18 protein-coding genes and 1 pseudogene are annotated in these 18,371 nt (G+C 71.8%); 15 read left to right on the forward strand and 4 right to left on the reverse strand.

Going from position 1 to position 18,371, the window contains the following annotated elements; genetic code table 11:
- The 3 genes and pseudogenes from ACWDRW_RS02110 to ACWDRW_RS02120 all read right to left on the reverse strand — a co-directional run.
- Nucleotides 1–374 (reverse strand): annotated as a pseudogene (locus ACWDRW_RS02110) (hypothetical protein); the annotation flags it as partial.
- Nucleotides 371–1,258 carry an ABC transporter ATP-binding protein gene (locus ACWDRW_RS02115; protein ID WP_451718758.1) on the reverse strand — a complete coding sequence of 296 codons (888 nt, stop codon included), beginning with the start codon at nucleotides 1,256–1,258 and terminating at the stop codon, nucleotides 371–373. The pseudogene ACWDRW_RS02110 and the gene ACWDRW_RS02115, both read right to left, overlap by 4 nt.
- Nucleotides 1,255–1,641 (reverse strand): GntR family transcriptional regulator, encoded by a 387-nt coding sequence (locus tag ACWDRW_RS02120; RefSeq protein ID WP_451719556.1) that lies wholly within the window; start codon nucleotides 1,639–1,641, stop codon nucleotides 1,255–1,257. The genes ACWDRW_RS02115 and ACWDRW_RS02120 overlap by 4 nt, the downstream gene beginning before the upstream one ends.
- Nucleotides 1,642–1,753: 112 nt before the next feature.
- On the opposite strand from ACWDRW_RS02120, the gene ACWDRW_RS02125 reads away from it, so the two are divergent.
- From ACWDRW_RS02125 to ACWDRW_RS02145, 5 genes are read left to right on the forward strand one after another with little or no spacing between them, the layout of a single operon-like run.
- The gene (locus ACWDRW_RS02125; protein ID WP_451718761.1) at nucleotides 1,754–2,305 is read left to right on the forward strand and encodes an RNA polymerase sigma factor; all 552 of its coding nucleotides are present in this window, start codon (nucleotides 1,754–1,756) and stop codon (nucleotides 2,303–2,305) included.
- Complete coding sequence (locus ACWDRW_RS02130) at nucleotides 2,302–3,114, forward strand: zf-HC2 domain-containing protein (protein ID WP_451718764.1); 813 nt, start codon at nucleotides 2,302–2,304, stop codon at nucleotides 3,112–3,114. Before ACWDRW_RS02125 ends, ACWDRW_RS02130 begins: the two co-directional genes overlap by 4 nt.
- Entirely contained in the window at nucleotides 3,111–3,971 is an 861-nt protein-coding gene (locus ACWDRW_RS02135; RefSeq protein ID WP_451718767.1) for an ABC transporter ATP-binding protein, read from the forward strand. Before ACWDRW_RS02130 ends, ACWDRW_RS02135 begins: the two co-directional genes overlap by 4 nt.
- Nucleotides 3,968–5,479, forward strand: a complete 1,512-nt coding sequence (locus ACWDRW_RS02140; protein ID WP_451718770.1) for an ABC transporter permease — start codon at nucleotides 3,968–3,970, stop codon at nucleotides 5,477–5,479. The genes ACWDRW_RS02135 and ACWDRW_RS02140 overlap by 4 nt, the downstream gene beginning before the upstream one ends.
- Nucleotides 5,467–6,162 carry an ABC transporter gene (locus ACWDRW_RS02145; protein ID WP_451718772.1) on the forward strand — a complete coding sequence of 232 codons (696 nt, stop codon included), beginning with the start codon at nucleotides 5,467–5,469 and terminating at the stop codon, nucleotides 6,160–6,162. The genes ACWDRW_RS02140 and ACWDRW_RS02145 overlap by 13 nt, the downstream gene beginning before the upstream one ends.
- Here ACWDRW_RS02145 and mshD read toward each other — a convergent pair.
- Nucleotides 6,119–7,045 carry a mycothiol synthase gene (mshD, locus tag ACWDRW_RS02150; RefSeq protein WP_451718774.1) on the reverse strand — a complete coding sequence of 309 codons (927 nt, stop codon included), beginning with the start codon at nucleotides 7,043–7,045 and terminating at the stop codon, nucleotides 6,119–6,121. The two genes, ACWDRW_RS02145 and mshD, sit on opposite strands and share 44 nt — an antisense overlap.
- 159 nt (nucleotides 7,046–7,204) lie before the next feature.
- On the opposite strand from mshD, the gene ACWDRW_RS02155 reads away from it, so the two are divergent.
- The 10 genes from ACWDRW_RS02155 (at nucleotide 7,205) to ACWDRW_RS02200 (ending at nucleotide 18,355) form a co-directional block, all read left to right on the forward strand.
- Nucleotides 7,205–9,010, forward strand: coding sequence for a bifunctional metallophosphatase/5'-nucleotidase (locus ACWDRW_RS02155; RefSeq protein ID WP_451718777.1), 1,806 nt, complete (start codon nucleotides 7,205–7,207; stop codon nucleotides 9,008–9,010).
- Nucleotides 9,011–9,068: 58 nt separating this feature from the next.
- Entirely contained in the window at nucleotides 9,069–10,232 is a 1,164-nt protein-coding gene (locus ACWDRW_RS02160) for an LmeA family phospholipid-binding protein (RefSeq protein WP_451718780.1), read from the forward strand.
- Nucleotides 10,233–10,403: 171 nt separating this feature from the next.
- Complete coding sequence (locus tag ACWDRW_RS02165; protein WP_451718783.1) at nucleotides 10,404–10,532, forward strand: hypothetical protein; 129 nt, start codon at nucleotides 10,404–10,406, stop codon at nucleotides 10,530–10,532.
- Between the two features lie 134 nt (nucleotides 10,533–10,666).
- Nucleotides 10,667–12,445 (forward strand): ABC transporter ATP-binding protein, encoded by a 1,779-nt coding sequence (locus ACWDRW_RS02170; RefSeq protein WP_451718786.1) that lies wholly within the window; start codon nucleotides 10,667–10,669, stop codon nucleotides 12,443–12,445.
- Nucleotides 12,446–12,563: 118 nt separating this feature from the next.
- A complete protein-coding gene (locus tag ACWDRW_RS02175) occupies nucleotides 12,564–13,061 on the forward strand; it encodes a hypothetical protein (protein ID WP_451718788.1) in 498 nt (165 codons plus the stop codon).
- Between the two features lie 83 nt (nucleotides 13,062–13,144).
- A complete protein-coding gene (locus ACWDRW_RS02180; RefSeq protein WP_451718791.1) occupies nucleotides 13,145–14,722 on the forward strand; it encodes a hypothetical protein in 1,578 nt (525 codons plus the stop codon).
- Nucleotides 14,719–15,396, forward strand: a complete 678-nt coding sequence (locus tag ACWDRW_RS02185) for an ABC transporter ATP-binding protein (protein ID WP_451718793.1) — start codon at nucleotides 14,719–14,721, stop codon at nucleotides 15,394–15,396. The genes ACWDRW_RS02180 and ACWDRW_RS02185 overlap by 4 nt, the downstream gene beginning before the upstream one ends.
- Nucleotides 15,393–16,610 carry an ABC transporter permease gene (locus tag ACWDRW_RS02190; protein WP_451718796.1) on the forward strand — a complete coding sequence of 406 codons (1,218 nt, stop codon included), beginning with the start codon at nucleotides 15,393–15,395 and terminating at the stop codon, nucleotides 16,608–16,610. Before ACWDRW_RS02185 ends, ACWDRW_RS02190 begins: the two co-directional genes overlap by 4 nt.
- 8 nt (nucleotides 16,611–16,618) lie before the next feature.
- Nucleotides 16,619–17,635, forward strand: a complete 1,017-nt coding sequence (locus tag ACWDRW_RS02195; protein ID WP_451718799.1) for a hypothetical protein — start codon at nucleotides 16,619–16,621, stop codon at nucleotides 17,633–17,635.
- A 66-nt stretch (nucleotides 17,636–17,701) separates the two neighbouring features.
- Nucleotides 17,702–18,355, forward strand: coding sequence for a DUF7691 family protein (locus ACWDRW_RS02200; protein ID WP_451718801.1), 654 nt, complete (start codon nucleotides 17,702–17,704; stop codon nucleotides 18,353–18,355).
- Nucleotides 18,356–18,371 lie beyond the last annotated feature (16 nt).

An 18,371-nucleotide genomic window follows, 5' to 3' on the forward strand; every position in this document is an offset into this window, starting at 1 on the left:
CGGAAGTTCTCGTGGTCGGGGGGCGTCTGGGGTCGGGGGGTGGGGGCTGCGGCGGTGGCGGGTTGCCTGGTCGTGGTGCTTGGGGCGGTCTTGTGGTGGGGGTCGTGGGCGTCCGCCCGGAAGTTCTCGTGGTCGGGGGGCGTCTGCGGTCGGGGGGTGGGGGCCGCGGCGGTGGCGGGTTGCCTGGTCGCGGCATGCGGGGCGGCCGTGTCGTTGGGGTCGTGCGCGTCCGGCCGGCGGCTCTCGCGGCTGAGGCCCCGAAGCCTGTGCGGCGCGGCGCCGGTCGCTCGCGAGCGCGACCGGAAGCCCTTGTGGCCGGGGGCCTGTCGCCGGTGCGGCGCGGCGCCCGGCGCTCGCGCGATCACGGCGGTCATACGGCGGCCTCCTGGGTCTCGGTCACGGTCAGGGCCGGCGCCTCGGGGGCGCGCAGGTGGGCGAGGACCAGCTCCTCCAGGGTCGGCTCGGTCGGCTGGAGGCCGGGGGCCAGGGGGCCCTCGGGGCGGATCAGCGCCGTGAGCTGGCGGCCCGTCGTGCGGGACTCGACGACCGTGTGCGGGGCGAGGGAGTCCTCGGCGCGGCCGGTGACGAGGGTGTGCGCGGCCAGGACGTCCTCCAGGGGGCCGGCGAGCCGGACCCGGCCGGAGCCGAGCAGCAGCAGGTGGTCGCAGGAGCCCTCCAGCTCCGCCACCACGTGCGAGGACATGACAACCGTAGTGCCGTGTTCGGCCGCGTCCGCCATCAGCGTGCCGGTGAGCTGGTGCCGGGCGAGCGGGTCGAGGTCGGCCATCGGCTCGTCCAGGAGCAGCAGTTCGGGGCGCTTGCCGAGGGCGAGCGCCAGCGCGACCCGGGTGCGCTGGCCGCCGGAGAGCGTGCGGATCTTGCAGGACGGGTCCAGATCGCCCTCGGCGACGATCCGCTCGGCGACCGCCGCGTCCCAGCGCCCGGGGTTCAGCTCCCGCCCGAACCGCAGCATGGCGGCGACGGTGAGCTGGGGGTGCAGGGGCTTGTCCTGGGCGACGTAGGCGATGCGCTCGCGGGCCTCGGCCGGGCTGGTGCCCAGCACGCTGATGCTCCCCTCGCTCGGCCGGAGCAGCCCGGCGGCGAGGGCGAGCAGCGTGGACTTCCCGGCGCCGTTGGGCCCGACGACGGCACAGATCCGTCCGACGGGGAGCCGGAACTCGCAGCCCTCCAGGGCGCGCTTGCCACGCCGGCCGAATCTCCTGCCGAGTCCGGCCGCCGCCATGGCGGTGTCGGTCATGCCTCGTCCCCCTTGAAGTGCTCTTCCAGTACGGCCGTGAACAGGGCCGCGACGTCGTCGTGCTCCAGGCCCGCCGCTCGCGCCCGCACCGCCCAGTCCGTGAGTTCCGCGTGCAGCGGGGAGTCGGCGGGCGCGGCGCCCAGGGACTTCCGCACGAACGTGCCGAGCCCGCGGCGGGCCTCGACCAGACCCTCGCGCTCCAGCTCGCGATAGGCCTTCAGGACGGTGTTCGGGTTGATGGCGGTCGCCTCCACGACCTCCCGTGCGGTGGGCAGCTTGTCCCCCGGTGCCAACAGGCCCAGGCGCAGGGCCTGTTTGGTCTGCTGGACGATCTGCAGGTAGGTGGCGACGCCGCTGCGCCGGTCGATGCGGTACTCGACCACCCGCTCCACCACCCTTTCACTAATTGAGTAGTGAAAGGGTGGTGCAAGTGGAGCCCGAAAGTCAAGCCGTGATTCCGTGAACCGGTCCTGGGGGCTCGTCCGATGAGGTGACGTGAGCGAAACGAGAAGCGACGGGGAACTGCTGCGTGCCGTCGCGGCGGACAGGGACCGGCGCGCCTTCGAGGAGCTGTACCGGCGGTTCGCCCCCTGGCTGACCGCACGGCTGCGCAGCCGGTGCGCCGACCCCGGGATCGTCGACGACGTCGTACAGGAGACGTTTCTCCAGGTGTGGCGGGGGACCGCGAAGTACCGGGAGGACGGGTCCACCGCAGATCCAGCCGGGTGGCTGTGGCGGATCGGGTCTCGGCGTCTCGTCGACGTGCTGCGCGGCGACGGCGCCCGGGGCCGACTGCGGCAGGCGCTGGCCCGGCTGCGGCACCGGGAGGAGGTGTCCGCCGAGGAACGCGTGCTCGCGGGGGTGGAGCACGGGGACCTCGCGGGGGCGCTGGTCCGGCTCTCACCGGAACTGCGCGCGGTGCTCCAGGCCACGGTCGTCGACGGGCTGACCACCCGGGAGGCGGCCGTGGTGCTGGGCATCCCGCCCGGGACCGTCAAGACACGGGCGATGCGGGCCCGGAAGCAACTGCGGGAGGCGCTGGCATGACCTGGCACGTATCCGAAGAGGACCTGCGGGCCTACGCCCGGGCCGAGCTGGCGGCGCCCCTGCTCTGGTCCGCCGATACCCACCTCGCCGCCTGCGCCGAGTGCCGGGCCGGCCTCGCCGAGCTGAGCGACCCCGTCGACCTCGGCTGGGAGCGGCTCGACGCCGAACTGGACGCGCCCCGGCCGGGCCTCGTCGAGGGGCTGCTGCTGCGGCTCGGCGTCGCCGACCACACCGCGCGCCTGCTCGCGGCCACGCCGGTGCTCCGCCACTCCTGGCTGGCGTCGGTGGTGGTCCTGCTGCTCATGACGGTCGGTGTGGTGTACACCGCCGGCAACGTGACCCTCTTCCTCGCCCTCGCCCCGCTGCTGCCGCTGGCCGGGGTCGCGCTCAGCTACGGACCCGCGCTGGACCCGACGTACGAGATGGCCGTCGTCTCCCCGGTGCACGGGTTCCGGCTGCTGATGATCCGTACGACCGCCGTACTCGCCACCGGACTCGGCCTCAACGGCGTGGCGACGCTCGCCCTGCCCGCCTACGGTCTGCGCGCCCTCGCCTGGCTGCTGCCCGCCCTCGCCCTCACCGCCACCGCGCTCGCCCTCACCCCACGGCTCGGCCCGGTCCTCGCGCCCTGCCTGGTAGGCGGGGTGTGGGTGGCCGTAGTCGCGGCGGCCCAGGCGCGCGACACGGAACAGCTCATCCCGTTCACCGCCGCCGGCCAGGCCACGGCCGCCGCGATCGCCGCCCTCGCGGTCGGCCTGCTCTACCTCGTACGTGACCGATTCGACGTGTTCCCCAGGAGCGCCGTATGACCTTCACCGTCTCCGCCGCGGGCCTCAGCCTGCACTACGGCGGCACCCGTGCCCTCGACGACGTGTCGCTGGGGCTCACCCCGGGCGTGACCGGGCTGCTCGGGCCCAACGGCGCCGGAAAGACCACCCTGTTGCGGGTGCTCGCCACCGCCGTGCCCGCACAGCGCGGCTCCTTCACCGTGCTCGGGCACGACCCCGGTTCGGCGCGCGGACGCCAGGAGGTGCGGCGGCGGCTCGGCTATCTGCCGCAGACGCCCGGCTTCCACCCGGACTTCACCTCCTTCGAGTTCGTCGACTACGTCGCGATCCTCAAGGAACTCCACCAACGTGCGGCCCGCCACCGCGAGGTGCGCCGCGTCCTGGACGAGGTCGGCCTGGGCGACGTACGCGGCAAGAAGATCAAGAAGCTGTCCGGCGGTATGCGGCAGCGGGTCGCGCTCGCCGCGGCCCTCGTCGGTGACCCCGGGTTCCTGGTCCTCGACGAGCCCACCGTCGGGCTCGACCCCGAACAGCGCATGCGGTTCCGGGAGTTGATCGCGCGGGCCGGTGAGGGGCGGACCGTGCTGCTGTCTACCCACCAGACCGAGGACGTGGCGATGCTCTGCCACCGCGTCCTGGTGATGGCCGGCGGCCGGATCCACTTCGACGGCACCCCCGCCGAACTCACCGAGCGCGCGGCCGGCCGGGTGTGGAGCGGCGCCGAGCGCGCCCCGCACGCCATGGCGGGCTGGCGCACCGGCGCCGGCACCTTCCGCAACGTGGGCGATCCACCGCCCGGCGCCGAACTCCTCGAACCCACCCTGGAGGACGGCTACCTGCTCACCCTCGACGGCCAGGGCCTGGCGGTGACGGCATGACCACGACCCTCGAGCGACCCCCTGTGGTCTCCCGGTCCGCCGCCTCCGGCACGTCCGTCCTCGCACTCGCCCGGGTCGAGGCGCGCAGGCTCCTGCTGTCGGTCCCGGTCCTGGTCGCCTTCGCGGTGTACGGGGCCTGGATCGTCTGGACCACCCGCGACTCCTACGGCGGTTTCCCCGCCCTCCAGGACGCCGACCGCGCCACCCAGAGCGCGCCCCTGCTCGTCGCCCTCGCGGTCCTGCTGAGCGTGAACCTGGCCGTGCTGCGCGCCAGGCGCCGCGACACCGAACGGCTCTTCGGCGTGCTGGTTGTCAGCACCTGGCGCCGCTCGCTCGCCCATGTGCTGTCCGTCGTGCCCGCCGCGCTGCTGACCGCCGTGGGCGTGGGCCTGCAGTTCGGCTGGGAGGCGCTCAAGCCGGGTGCCGTGGGACACGGTTCACCGGCCGAGCTGCTGGTCGGACCGCTGACGGTGCTGCTGTTCGGCGCGCTCGGCGTCCTGCTGGCCCGGCTGCTGAAATCGCCCTTCGTGGGCCCGCTCCTGGTCGTGTTCTTCCTCTTCTTCCTGGTCCTCGGTGTGGCCCCGGGCGACGGCGAGTCGGGGACCCGCTGGCTGACCCCGGTGGTCGGCGAGAGCAGTTCCGAGTCGCTCCCCTCCGACCTGCTGGGCCGCCCGGCCGCCTGGCACGCCCTGTACCTGCTGGGCCTCGGCCTCACGGTCGGCGTCCTCGCGGTGGTGGCCGGTGGCGGCCACCGCGTCCGGGCCCTCTATCCCGCCCTCGGCGTCGCGGTCGCCCTGACCCTGATCGGCGCGGTCGCCCAGTCCGGGGGGACTCCGGCCTCCCTCACGGCGGCCCGCGAGAAGGCCACGTTCGACCCGGAACAGGAGTGCGTGCAGCGCGGGCGGTCGACGTACTGCGCGTATCCGGAGTGGACGCCCCGGATCGGCACCTGGGCGCAGGTGGTGGACGAGGTCTCGGGCCTCGCCGGCGGCAGCGCCCACGACCAGCCGCTCCACGTCCGCCAGCGGGTGGAGGCGCGGTACGGCCTGTCCGGCGACGGCGCACTGGACCCCTCCGGCACCGCGCACGAGGTCACCGTCGGCACCCGCTGGGGCGGACCCCGGGTGCCCGAGTTCTCCTCGGCCGTCGCCACCGTGCTGGTGACCGGGAAGGAGCGGGGGGCCAACGAACTGTGCGACGGGCGGGTGGTCACCGTGATGTGGCTGGCCCTCGGCTGGCAGGACGCACCGATGGACGCGCTGCGGGCGGTCCGCCTCGACGACAGCGTCTCCGGCGCGGCGGTCGTGCTCTCCCCGACGAACCCGCTGTACATGTCCGAGGGCCAGACCGAGGTCGTACGGCGGCTGCTCACCCGCCCGAAGGCGGAGGTGACGGCGCTGGTGAAGCGGCACTGGACCGAGCTGACGACACCGGGGCTCACCACGGCCGAGGCCGCCGAGTTGGTCGGGGTGAAGGGGATCACGGAGAAGGACGGATGCGAGGAGTGATCCGGTACGTCGGGCGTACGGTGCCCTGGCGGGCGCTCGGCGCCGGGGCCGCCGCGGGACTCGCGCTGACCGGCTCGGCGCGGCTGTTCCCCGAGGCCTTCACACCCTGGCTCACGTTGAACGCCCTGCGCGCCGCGGCCCTGGCCTTCGCCCTGGGCCTGGCCTTCCTTCTGGACGACCCGGCCCGTCACACGACGGCGACGGTGCCGGTACGGCGGCCCGTCCGGCAGGCCCTGCGCCTGGCGTGGGTGGTGCCTTTCGCAGGCCTGTTCTGGACTTCGGCGGTGCTGCTGGTCCCTTCCGAACTACGGCCCCCGGTGGGCGCGGTCACCCTGGAGGCGGGCGCCGCGTGGCTGCTCGCGCCGGCGGTGTCGGCGGCCTGGATCAGACGCTCCGAGGAGCCGGAACCCGGGGTGGGCGTGGGAGCGGGCCTGCTGACGGCGGGGGTGCTGGCGGCGCTGTTCGTACCGGACCTGTTCGTGGGGGTGGGGGATCCGGGGTGGGCGGACGCCCATCAGTGGTGGGCGCTGGTGGTGGCGGGGGCGGTGGCGGGCTGGACCTGGTGGTCGAGGGAGCCGGTACGCACCTGGGGTCGCGGGGAACCGCACGGCCGGCCCCCGCGCACCAGCGGCCGAGGGACTACGTCTCCGTGCGGTACATCAGGTCCGTCTCGTAGGTACTGAACCCCATCCCCTCGTACACGGACACCGCGGCCTTGTTGTCGGCGTCGACGTACAGCATCACCGTGGGCAATCCCTGCGCCGCGAGATGGCGCAGCCCGATCGCGGTCAACGCCTTCCCCAGCCCACCCCCCTGCGCCCCCGGCCGCACACCGAGGACGTACACCTCGCCCAGCCCCTCCTCGGCGTGCACCTTGGTCCAGTGGAACCCGATCAGCTCACCGGCCCGCTCCGCCAGGAAGAACCCCGAGGGATCGAACCACGGCTCGGCCTTGCGGTCGTCGAGGTCCCGCTGCGTGAGAGAACCCTGCTCCGGGTGGTGGGCGAAGGCCGCGGCGTTCACCGCGAGCCACGCGGCGTCATCCTGTCCCGGCACAAAGGTACGAACCGTCACATCCGCGGGCAGACCGGGCTCGGGCAGGGACAGGTCCGCCAACGGCCGCCGCATCTGCCGCAGTTCCCGGAACAGGGTCAGCCCCAGCACCTGCGCCAGGTGACGCGCCGCCGAGTGACCCCCGTGGGCCCACACCCGCAGCCGCTTGCCGGACGCGGCGAGGAGGGCGGAACCCAGCGCCCGCCCGTGCCCGTGACCCCGATGGGCCGGGTGGACGACCAGCTCGGCGGCCGGCGCCTCCACCGGATCGGTGTCCTCCAGCTGGGCGTACCCGACGAGTTCGGAGCCCGCGGTGAGCAGCAGATGCGCCACGCCCTCGCGCTCGCCGCCGCGCAGCTGCAGCCGTCCCTGTTCGGACACCGCCTGCTGGCCGTCGGTGCGGGCGGCCTCGGCGAGCAGCGCCAGCACCGCCTCGGTCTGCTCGGGGGCGAGTGCGGAGTAGGTCTCGATGGAGCGGCCCCCACCGGGCCGTGCGGTGTCGTCGCTGGTCATGCGTACGAGGGTAAGCCGCGGGGGAGTCAGACCGACGGAAACCATGATGTAACCCGGAACCACCTTCCGCGCTACGCGCGTTGACTCTAGGCTGCGCCGGGGCGATCTACCGCCCTCACATGACTTCTCTTCCGCTTCGTACGACTCACAGGGGGGCGTATGCCAGCCATGTCCACGCAGCAACGGCACCGTCGCAGACGCCGGACGCTCATCCTCACCGCCGCCGCGGGCCTCGCCACCGTCGGCGCCCTGGCCGCCGCACTGCCGGCCACCGCGACCGCGGACGAGGGCGCCAAGGGCGGCTCGTACAGCCGCTACCAGGACGTCCAGCTGCTGTCCTTCAACGACCTGCACGGCAACCTGGAGCCGCCGTCCGGCTCCTCCGGCCGGGTCACGCACCTCAACGAGGACGGCACCACCCAGACCATCAACGCGGGTGGTGTCGAGTACCTCGCCACCCACCTGCGCCAGGCCCGCGAGGGCAACAAGTACTCCATCACCGCGGCCGGCGGTGACATGGTCGGCGCCTCCCCGCTGATCTCGGGCCTCTTCCACGACGAGCCCACCATCGAGGCGCTGAACAAGCTGGACCTCGACGTCACGAGCGTCGGCAACCACGAGTTCGACGAGGGCCCGGCGGAGCTGAAGCGCCTCCAGTACGGCGGCTGCCACGAGACGGCCGGCTGCTACACCGACGAGGAGTTCGCGGGCGCCGACTTCCCCTACCTCGCGGCGAACGTGCTGAACGAGAAGACCGGCAAGCCGCTTCTCAAGCCGTACTGGGTGTGGAAGAAGAAGGACGTCAAGATCGGCTTCATCGGCGTCACGCTGGAGGACACCCCCGGTGTCGTCTCCGCCGAGGGCGTCAAGGGCCTGAAGTTCAAGGACGAGGTCGAGACGATCAACAAGTACGCCCGGGAGCTCCAGCGCCAGGGTGTGCGGTCGATCGTCGCGCTGATCCACGAGGGCGGGGCCCCGGCCTCGCAGGCGTACAACTACGACTGTGACTCCCCGGGCGCCGGTGACGGCATCTCCGGACCGATCGTCGACATCGCCAAGAACATCACCCCGCAGGTCGACGCGCTGGTCACCGGCCACACGCACGCGGCCTACGCCTGCACGATCAACGACCCGTCGGGCAAGCCCCGCACGGTCACCTCGGCCGCGTCCTTCGGCCGTCTCTACACGGACACGACGCTGACGTACGACCGGTGGACGGGTGACATCGCCCGTACGGCCGTGAAGTCGACGAACCACGTGGTCACCCGGGACGTCGCCAAGGCGACCGACATGACCGAGCTGATCACCAGGTGGAACACCCTCGCGGCGCCCATCGGCAACCGCGCGATCGGCTACATCTCCGCCGACGTCCCGAGCACCGGCACCGAGTCCCCGATGGGCGACCTGATCGCGGACGCTCAGCTGGCGCACGGCAGGCAACTGGACCCCGGGACCGACCTGGCGCTGATGAACCCGGGCGGTGTGCGGGCCGGTCTGACCTACGCGGCCAAGGGCACCGAGGGCGACGGCGTGGTGACCTACGCCGAGGGCTTCACGGTCCAGCCGTTCTCCAACACGGTGAACCTCCAGGACTTCACCGGCGCCCAGCTCATCCAGGTGCTCAAGGAGCAGGTCAGCGGCTCGAACGCGAGCGCGCCGAAGATCCTGCAGCCGTCGGCGGGTCTGACGTACACGCTGGACATGACGAAGACCGGCGCCGACCGTGTGGTGACGGACTCGATTCTGCTGAACGGCTCGGCCATCGACCCGGCGGCCACCTACCGCGTCGCGACCAACAGCTTCCTCGCGGGCGGCGGCGACGGCTTCACCACGCTGGGCCAGGGCACGAACGACCTGGTCGGCTCGGATGACCTGACGGCGCTGGAGCAGTACCTGACGGCGAACTCCTCGGCCACCAACCCGATCGCGCCGCCGGCGGCGAACCGGATCACGATCGTGAGCTGAATCGCAAACAAGGGGTAACGGTTGCGGGTGGGGTCGGTGCGCATGGTCGGATGGATCGATGCGTACCCCCCACCACGTAGACACGCATCCCCTGCACGGAGGCGAGCATTTTCCGGTCGAGGCGTCGGCGGACGACTCGACCGAGGAGCCCTGGGCTCCGCCCAACCATCGCCGCGGCGGCAGGCGTCGCCGCCGCCGCGGCCGCCTCGCGGGTCTGCCGCTCGCGGCGAAGGCGGTGATCGGCCTCTCGGCCGTCACCGCCTTCCTGCTTCTGGCGGACCGCTGGGCCCTGCTCTACGCCGAGCACCGGGCCGCGGACGCCCTCAAGGACCGCATGAACCTGACCACCGCTCCCGAGGTGGAGATCGGCGGCTTCCCCTTCCTGACCCAACTGGCCGACGAACGCCTGGAGTCGGTGCGCGTCACGGTCCCCGACGTGGCCGCGGACCGGGTGTCCCTGGCGAAGGTGACGGCGACGGCATCGGACGTACGGCTGGCCACGGACGGTGCCTCGATACGCGGCCTGAGCGTCCCGTCGATGGACGGCGACGTGCTGCTGTCCTTCGCGGACCTCGGGCGTGAACTGGGCGCCTCCCAGGTCAAGTTCAGCGCCGACGGCCCGGACCGGGTCCTGGCGCGCGGTGTGCTGCCGGTCGCCGGACACGATCTGCGGCTGCGGGCACGGGCGCGCATCGGGAGGGACGGCGCCGGCGGCCTTGCCACCGAGATCGGCGGCATACGGCTGGATGTGGGCGAGTTGGCGACGTACCGCCCCGGAACCCGCGCCTCGGAGGGCCTGCACCTGAAGCGCGCGACCGCCGCCCGCCTCGCGAAGGAGACGCGGAAGGCGAAGGCGTTGCTGTCGGTGCCGTCGGTGGCGCGCAGTCTGGGGCTGCCGGAGGCGGCGGCACGGGAGGCGCTGCGCTCGGACGCGGAACTGTCGAAGCTGACGGGAACGCCTCGCTTCGTCCAGCAGGCGACGCGGGTGAACCTGATCGACCTGGCGCTGGAGCATCCCGGGGTCCTGGAGCGCCTGGGTCTGGACCCGGGGCTCATGAAGGCACTGCCCGGACTGACCCGCCCGGCCCTGGCGGACCGCCTCTCCCTCGGTTTCCGGCTCCCCGAGCCGCCGCCGGGCGGGGAACTGCGGCTGACGGACGTCCGGGTGGAGGAAGAGGGGATCAGGGTGCGTCTCGCCGGGGCGGGTCTGGATTTCCCGTAATAAGTCCTGTGTGAATTGGCGAATGGTTCCCGAGGCGGCCTGAAATCCGATCTCAGTGGCTATTAATGCAGCTCTAACCGGAATTGGTGATTTTCGGGTTCTGGATCTCGTAGTGTTTTCCATGTCGAAAGCGAAAGCCGTGGACGACATGAAAGCGAAAAGGAGAACCCGATGAGCTTCCACAAGGTCACCCCGGTCAGGAAGAACCGCAAGCCCGCCGCCCCGGCCGAGAAGCGTGCTGCTCGGCCGACGCCGAAGAAGCAGGCCCGGAACCGCCGCCCGGTGGGCCACCAGGGCTGAGGCCGACGCCACGAGGCGGGACCCGGGGATTCCCTCTCCGGGCCCCGCCTCGGCCATGTCCAGGCAGGTCCATGTCCAGGCAGGTCCATGTCCAGGCAGGTCCATATCCGGTCAGGTCCGAAGGGAATGCGAGTATGCGGGAGACCAGAGAATCCTTCGCCCGTTTCTGGCCGCTGACGAGAGGCGACCGGCGATGGTTGGCTGTGATTCTGATGTGCGTGACGCTGTCCGCGCTCGCCGAAACGGCCGCGATTCTGCTGTTCGCCGAGCTGACGGATCACGCGCTGAAGGCGGGCTCGCTGTCGGCGTTCTGGGCCCCGGCGGGGCAGTGGCTCGCCGTGGCGGTCCTGGGGGCGGCGGTCGGCTACGCCGGCAACTCACTGGCGACCTGGACGGCGGAGAGATTCGTCAGGCGCCTGCGGGCGCAGGTGTTCACGCACGTTCAATCCCTCTCCCCGCACTTCTTCCAGAAGCACCGCCGGGGCGACCTGGTGGAGCGCCTGACGGGAGACGTCGAGGCCATCGAACAGATGGTGGTGTCGGGGGCGGTAGGGGCTTTCTCGGCAGCCTTCTCCGCGCTGTTCTACGCGGCGGCGGCGCTGTGGCTGCGGTGGGACCTGGCGCTGGTGACGTTCGTCCTGGCGCCGCTGTTCCTCCTGGCGGCCAGGGGTTTCGTGAGCCGTGTCCGCTCGACGTCCCGGGAGGAACGGGTGGCGGACGGGGCGATCACGTCGGTGGTCGAGGAGTCCCTGGGCAATGTGGTGCTGACACAGGCGTACAACCGGGGCGGGGCCGAGTCGAGGCGGCTGGACCAGGAGGCCCGGGCCTGGATGAAGGCGTCGGTGCGCGGAGCGCGCCTGAGCGAGCTGTACGAACAGTTCGTGGAAGTGGTGGAGACGCTCTGCGTCCTGACGGTGATCGGCCTGGGCGTCTGGGAGATCTCCGCGAACCGTATGACTTTGGGTGAACTGCTGGCCTTCGCGGCCTTCATCGGCTACCTGTACCCGCCGGTGCGGAGCCTGGGACAACTGGGCCTGACCCTGACGGCGGCGACGGCGGGCGCGCAGCGGCTGGGCGAGATCCTGGACGAGCGCCCGGCGGTGACGGACCCGACGGAACCGGTGGGGGCGTGGCCGGTACGGGGCCGGCTGAGCGTGCACGGGGCATCGTTCCGCTACCCGGGCGCGGCTCCCGACTCCCTCCACGACGTGACACTGACGGCGTCCCCGGGCGAACTGGTCCTGGTGACGGGCGCGAGCGGGGCGGGCAAGTCGACGCTGACGAAGCTCCTGACGAGGTTCTACGACCCGACGCGGGGCACGATCCGCCTGGACGGGGTGCCGCTGACGGACGTACCGCTGGAGTTCCTGCGCGAACAAGTGACGCTGCTGCCGCAGCAGACCCTGATCCTGACGGGAACGATCCGCGACAACATCGCGTGCGGCCGCGAGGACGCGACGGAGGACGACATCGAGGGGGCGGCGAGGGCGGCAGCGGCGCACGACTTCATCACATCCCTCCCGGCGGGCTACGACACCCGCATTGCCCCCGGCACGGCGGCCCTCTCGGGAGGCCAGCTGCAACGCATAGCGATAGCCCGGGCGATGCTCCGCTCCTCCCCGGTCCTCATCCTGGACGAACCGACAGCGGGCCTGGACGCGCCGGCCGCCCACCAGGTGATCCGCCCCCTGCGGCGCCTGATGTCGGGCCGCACGACCATCCTGATCACCCACGACCTGACCCTGGCCCCGGACGCGGACCGCATCCTGGTCCTGAAGGACGGCCGCCTGGCGGAAACGGGGACGCATGAGGAGTTGCTGGGGAGGGACGGGACGTATGCGCTGCTGGCGGGGGCGGCGTCGACGGAGGGCACTTTGGTCCTCAGGGCGGGTCAGCAGCCGTCGCACGCTTGACACTTGAGGGGTGTTTTTGCAGGTCATTCACTCTTGGTGGTGATCGACAAGGTGTGCTGCGAGAACGTCTCCCGGTATTCATGAGGCCCGTCGTCCTGGACCTCAAGGGAGTCGCTCCGTGAACAAGGAGCTGCGTACACGTTTGCTGCACGGGTCTGCCGCCGCGTTAGCCGCCGCGACTCTGGTGCTCTCCGCCACCCCCACGCACGCGACCTCCGCGGCCACCTCCGTGGGGCTGCCCGGCGGCAACAGGATCGTGATCAACGCCTGGCACTGCGCGCTCTACGCCAACGCCTGCGACTGGAAGGCGTCGACGAAGATGTCCGGCACCAACCCCAGGCGGGCGAAGTGGATCCAGAACCGCGCCGAGCTGAAGGCACACGGCGTCGGTGTCTCCATCACGATCTCGAAGAACCCCGAGGCCACGCTGACCATGGTCAGCAAGTCCCTGGGCGTGGTGCGCTGGAAGAACACCCGCGCCAGCATCTCCGACACGTACGGCCAGATGCGCCCGAGCAAGTCGACCCTCTACGTGTCGACCCGCAGTTGTGGCTCGGCGCAGGTGACCGGCGCGATCAAGGTCAGCGAGAAGTGCGCTTACGCGGGCGCCTCCTGAGCTGTGCCGGGCCGGTCGTGGCCGTCACGCTGCTCGCGTCGTGCGCATCGGGCACCGAGCAGGTGAGATCACCGGGAGAGCCTGTGTCCCGGCAGTTCGAGCTCCTGGTCAGCGCACAGAACGGCTACCACTACCCGCCGTTCCTGCGGGACCAGCCCGCGCCTCCCGAGGCACAGTCCTATGCGCTGCGGACCCTGTCCGAGCTGGGCCGAAGCCCCAGGGCGAGCGCGTCCGCGGACCGGGTCGCAGCGCTGCGCCGGGGTGCGTTGGCGGCGTCGCCGCTGTGGGGCCGTGACTGGCTGGTCCCCCTGCGTCGGGCCGGTGCCCCTGAAGCGCTCGGCGCGGCGGACGCGCGTGCCGTGCGGAAGTTCAGGGCGAAGGGCGGCTGGTACGTCGACCCCGCGCTCGGCGACGACACGGTGGCGGCCCGGCTGGGTGCCACCTGGGCGGCACTCGACGTACTCGAAGCCCTCGGGCGGCTGCGGGATCTGTCGGCCGCCGACCGGGCCGCCACCGTCCGCTGGTTGCGCTCACGCGTCAGGACGGGCCTGCCGCTCGACCGGAGTGCCGCGCTGGCGAGTTCGCTGCGCCTGTTGGACGAGCCCGTCCCCGCCGCCCTCACCTCGATCGCCGCTCCCGGAACCGGCGATTGGGCGACTCTGACACCCCACGGCCGAGCGGACCGGCTCAACGACACGTACCACTACGTCCTGATCCAGGAGGCGGCCGGCCGGCGGCCCGACATCGACCGCGCGACCTGGGAGGCGGTGCTCCGGGAGGGCGCGGACACCCTGCCGTACGAACAGCTCTACTACCTCGCGCACGTGGTCAAGGCGGCCGGTGCGTCCCGCGAGGTGTTCGCACCGGTGGTGCGGCGGCTCGAGAAGGAGCGACTCGACGACGGGACGGTGCGAGACCCCGCTGCCTATGTCGGAAACCCGGAGGCCTCCGTGTTCGTCGAGCGACTGCGGGCCGTCGCGGGCCGGCCCCGCACAGACCCCCGTCTTCTCGCGGCCCTCGACCACGACGAGAGGTCCGGCAACGCGAGCCAGGACGGAACCGAACGTCTCAGTCGGGCGGCGTTGCGCAGGCTCGCGGGCGGCGACACCGGCGAGGACGCCCGAGTGCTCTGCGCCGACAGCGCGCTGCTGCCCAGGATCGTGACCCGGCACAACGCAACACAGTGGCAGCGCACGGCCCTCAACTGCGCCGACGCCGGAGCGGACATCGGCAGCCCCGAGGTCCGGGAGTGGAAACCGAGCACGCCGGACACGGCGGTGGCGGCGGCCACGGTGGTCGTGGGCCTGTCCGACATCGGACGACGGGCGCGCGGCACCTTCCGGATCGCCGCACCCGATCTGCGGCGGTGGGCTCTGCGCCCGGAGCGCTTCGCCGCCCTCTACGACTACAGCCTGGTGGTCCGGGCGTACGCGCTCCTCGACGGAGCACTGGACGCGCCCTTGCGCGCCGCTCTGCGGGCCGGCGTCACCCCGTACCGGGGCTGTCCGGGCCTGCCCGATCTGTACCAGGTGGGCGCCGGAGACCCCGCCTGTGACCTCAAGACCACCTGGGGCGTGTGGACGTTGGACCGGCAATTGCGCGGGGCCATGGGCTGGGGCCCGGGACAAGGAAACGAACACAGGACGGGAGCACGTCGGTGAGCGCGTTGCTGCGGGCGGAGGGCGTGGGCAAGGCCTACACCCTGCGTGGAAAGAGGGTCGACATCCTTCGCGATGTCGAACTCGTCGTGCCGGAAGGGAAGGTGTCGGCGCTGGTCGGCCGTTCGGGGTCGGGCAAGAGCACGCTGCTGCACATCCTCGGGCTGCTCACCCCGCCGGACGAGGGCCGAGTCTTCGCGGGGGACGCGGACACCTCGGGCCTCGGCGACTCTGCACTCGCCGACCTGCGGCGGTCCCGGCTGGGGTTCGTCTTCCAGGCGTACAACCTGCTGCCGCAGCACACGGCCCTGCGCAACGTCGTGCTGCCGTTCCTCGGCCGCCCGAGCGAAGGCGAGGCCCGTGCCCGGAGCCTCCTGGACCGGGTCGGGCTCGCCGAGCGCGCCGACCACCTTCCCGGCGAGCTGTCGGGAGGCGAGCAGCAGCGGGTCGCGCTGGCTCGCGCGCTGATCAACGACCCGCCGGTCGTGCTGGCCGACGAACCCACCGGCAACCTCGACAGCCGCAGCGAGCGGATGCTTCTCGCGCTCTTCCGTGAACTGGCGGAGGAGGGGCGGGCGGTCCTGCTGGTGACGCACAACCAGGCCGTGACAGAGGCGGCGGATGTCGTGCACCGCCTCGACTCCGGCGCGCTGGTGACCGAGGGGAGTGCCGCATGAGCGTCTTCGCGCTGGCGGTGGCCAACGTGCGCGCCCTGCGCCGCCGCCTGTACGGGCTCACGGCACTGGTTGCCGTGGCCGCGGCCGTCTGCCTCGGTGCCCTGGGCATCGCGGACCGGGCGCAGAGCGTCACGGACACCGGCGTCCGGGAGAGCGCGGCCAACCGCAGCATCACCGTCGACCGTCCCGAAGGGCGCCCCGGCACCCCGCAGTTGACCGACCGTACGGCCGCGCGCCTGGCCAAGCTGCCGAACGTGGTGTCGGTGCAGCACCGGGCCCAGGTGTCGTTCGGCGTGGCGAGTGAGGCCGGTGCCACCGCCCTGCTGTACGCGACGACTTACCGCTCCGCAGTCCCTCCGCCCGTGACCAAGTCCGTACGCAAGGAGCTCTTCCCCCTGAAACCGGGGGAGATCGTGGCACCGGCAGCCTCTCAAGGAGTGAACCTGAGCAGGCTGGTGGGCACCGAGATCGAGGTGGAGACGATCCGCTACGTACGACCGGGGGAGGGAACCGGAGTCACCGGCAAGGCCCGTCTCGTCGGTGTCTACGACCCCTCCTGGCAGATCGACGGGCCGGACGCGGCGTACGCGGCCGACTCCACCGTGATCACGTGGGCGGCGCGGCGGGCGGGGCAGCCGGAGAGCGCCTATCTCGGCAGCGTCGGTTACGACCAGCTGACCGTTGTCGCGCGGACCGCGGCGGACGTGCCGGGCGTGATGCGGGCCGTGCAGGAACTTGGCTATCCCGCGGTCACCCTGCGCCAGCAGCTCGACGCGCTGCCGGCCGTCCTGGAACTGGTCAAGGTGGCCGGGCAGGTGCTGCTGGCGGTGCTGGGCGTGCTGGCGTTCGCGGGCGCGGTCACGGTGACGGGTGCGCTGTCGCGACGCCGGGCGCGAGAGATCGGGATCCTGAAGGCGGTCGGATTCCGGACGAGAGCGGTGCTGGTCATGCTCCTCACCGAGATGGCACTGGCGGGTGCGGTCGCCGCGCTGATCGGCGCCGTCCTGGGCGCGGTGCTCGGTGGGGCCGGTGCGGCGGTGCTGCGCCGCAGCGCGGACCTCGCGCCCTACGTCGAGGACCGGGTGCCGCTGCCCTCGTTCGGCACATTCCTGCTGCTCGTGGGACTGACGGTGTCGGTGGTGATGGCCGGGGCGCTGTTCCCCGCACGCAGGGCGGCGACCATGGCGCCGACCGACGCGATGAGGGACTGGTGAGCTGCTCGATGGTTTGCACGACGCGTCCGCTGCGCGCACTGGCCGCGCTGGCTACGACGGCGGTGCTGGCCGCGTGCGCCGGCCCGGGCGGGGTGGAGCTGGGGCGAGACTGGAAGGGCGCGACGACGTTCGCCCTGGCAAGGGTCGACGGGTTGGTGACGGTTGTCGGGATCAACGCCCCTCAGGCACGCGCGGAAAGTCTCGCGGTGGTTCCGCAACAGGCCGACGACACGAGCGCGGTCAGTCCGAGTATCGTCGAACTCGCCGACGGGCGATGGCTGGTGAGCGTTCCGAAGGGCGACGGCGGGCCCGATCGTCGATACATGGTCAACCGAACGGACCACGTTCTGGACGGCATGGCGGGCGGGGGACGGCTGCGCCGGGTCCTGCCGGGCCGGAGCCTGGTCGCGGAGGTGGCGGGGCTGCCGGACCAGGCGGACGCGAGCAGTGTGCTGGTCAAGGACCCGTCGGACTGGACCACACGCCGTGAGCTGAGCATCCCCGGCACCATCGGCCTGGCCGCCTCCGATCCCGGCTCGGACTCCCTGTGCCTGGCCACGGACACTGAGGTCGTCGTCGCTGACCTGAACAAAGGGGAGGTGGAACCCGCGCCCACGCCCAGGGACTTGGAGGTGACGGAACTCGCCTGCCCGTCCGGCCGACCGGTGATCGTGGGATCACCGACGTCGTCGGGCCGGGTGGGAAGGGCGGACGTGACGCTCACCCGGACGGAAACCGCCACGACGGTCTCGGTCGCAGCCGGCCGCCCTGACGCGGTGGTGGCGACGGACTCCTCGATCGTGATCGCGGTCGCCACGGAAGAGGACACCGAACTCATCGAGATCGACGCCACCACCGGTGGCGAACTCCACCGCGCACGAGTCGAGGGGGTGGCGGCGTCCCTCGCGCTCACGCCGACACCGGCGGGCTGGCTGCTCTACACCGAGAGCGCGGTGACCCGGGTGGATCTTCCGACAGGCCGAACCGAACAGTTCGCCTTGCCGGGAACGCTGCTGGACGCCTGAGCCTACGGAGGTGAAACCCCTTGCCTGCCGAGCCGGTTGTCAGTGGTGGCTGGCAGCATGGTGATCATGAGTCGGATCATTTCGTACAGCACTGCTGACAAGGCCCACGTCCTGGCGTACCTCGGAGGTGCCGGGGAGCTCACCGCGGACCAGGAGCGTCGGTTGGGCTCGATGCGTGAGAAGGCGCGGAGGAGCCAACTCGAGCTCGAGCGGCAGGACATCGACTGGGGTCTGGCCATTCCCGATGCCCTTGAGCATCTCCTGGCCGGTCACGCCGACTCGGATGCGGAGTATGCCGCGGGTGCCTACTACCGCGCGCTCCAGCACATCATCGACTGCAACGCCTCCGACCCCTCCGAGCTGGGCGTCTACTCCAAGCCCTCCACCTTCTTCGGCCTGCTGGACGACGAGCTGCGCCGCCTGGGCGTGAGTGCCGATCTGCTGCTGCACGACCACTTGTTCGCCGGGCCGCCGCGGGAGATTCCCTTCCCCATTCCCTATCCCTACGACGGCCCGCACATCGGCATGTTCCCGCTGGCCAAGGCAAAGCCCGCCGTGGACGCCTACCGGGCCGTACTCGACCGGCTCGACCCGAGCTTCCGGTACGACCTGGAACAGGTCATCGAGAAGCTCGAGTTCGAGCACAACGAGTGGGAGTTCGCCACGGAGAAGCTCGACTGGTACACCCAGGACACGATCTTCTTCTCGATCACTGGCTAGACGTACGCGTCCAAGC

The sequence above is a fragment of the Streptomyces sp. NPDC003635 genome, assembly GCF_053587635.1.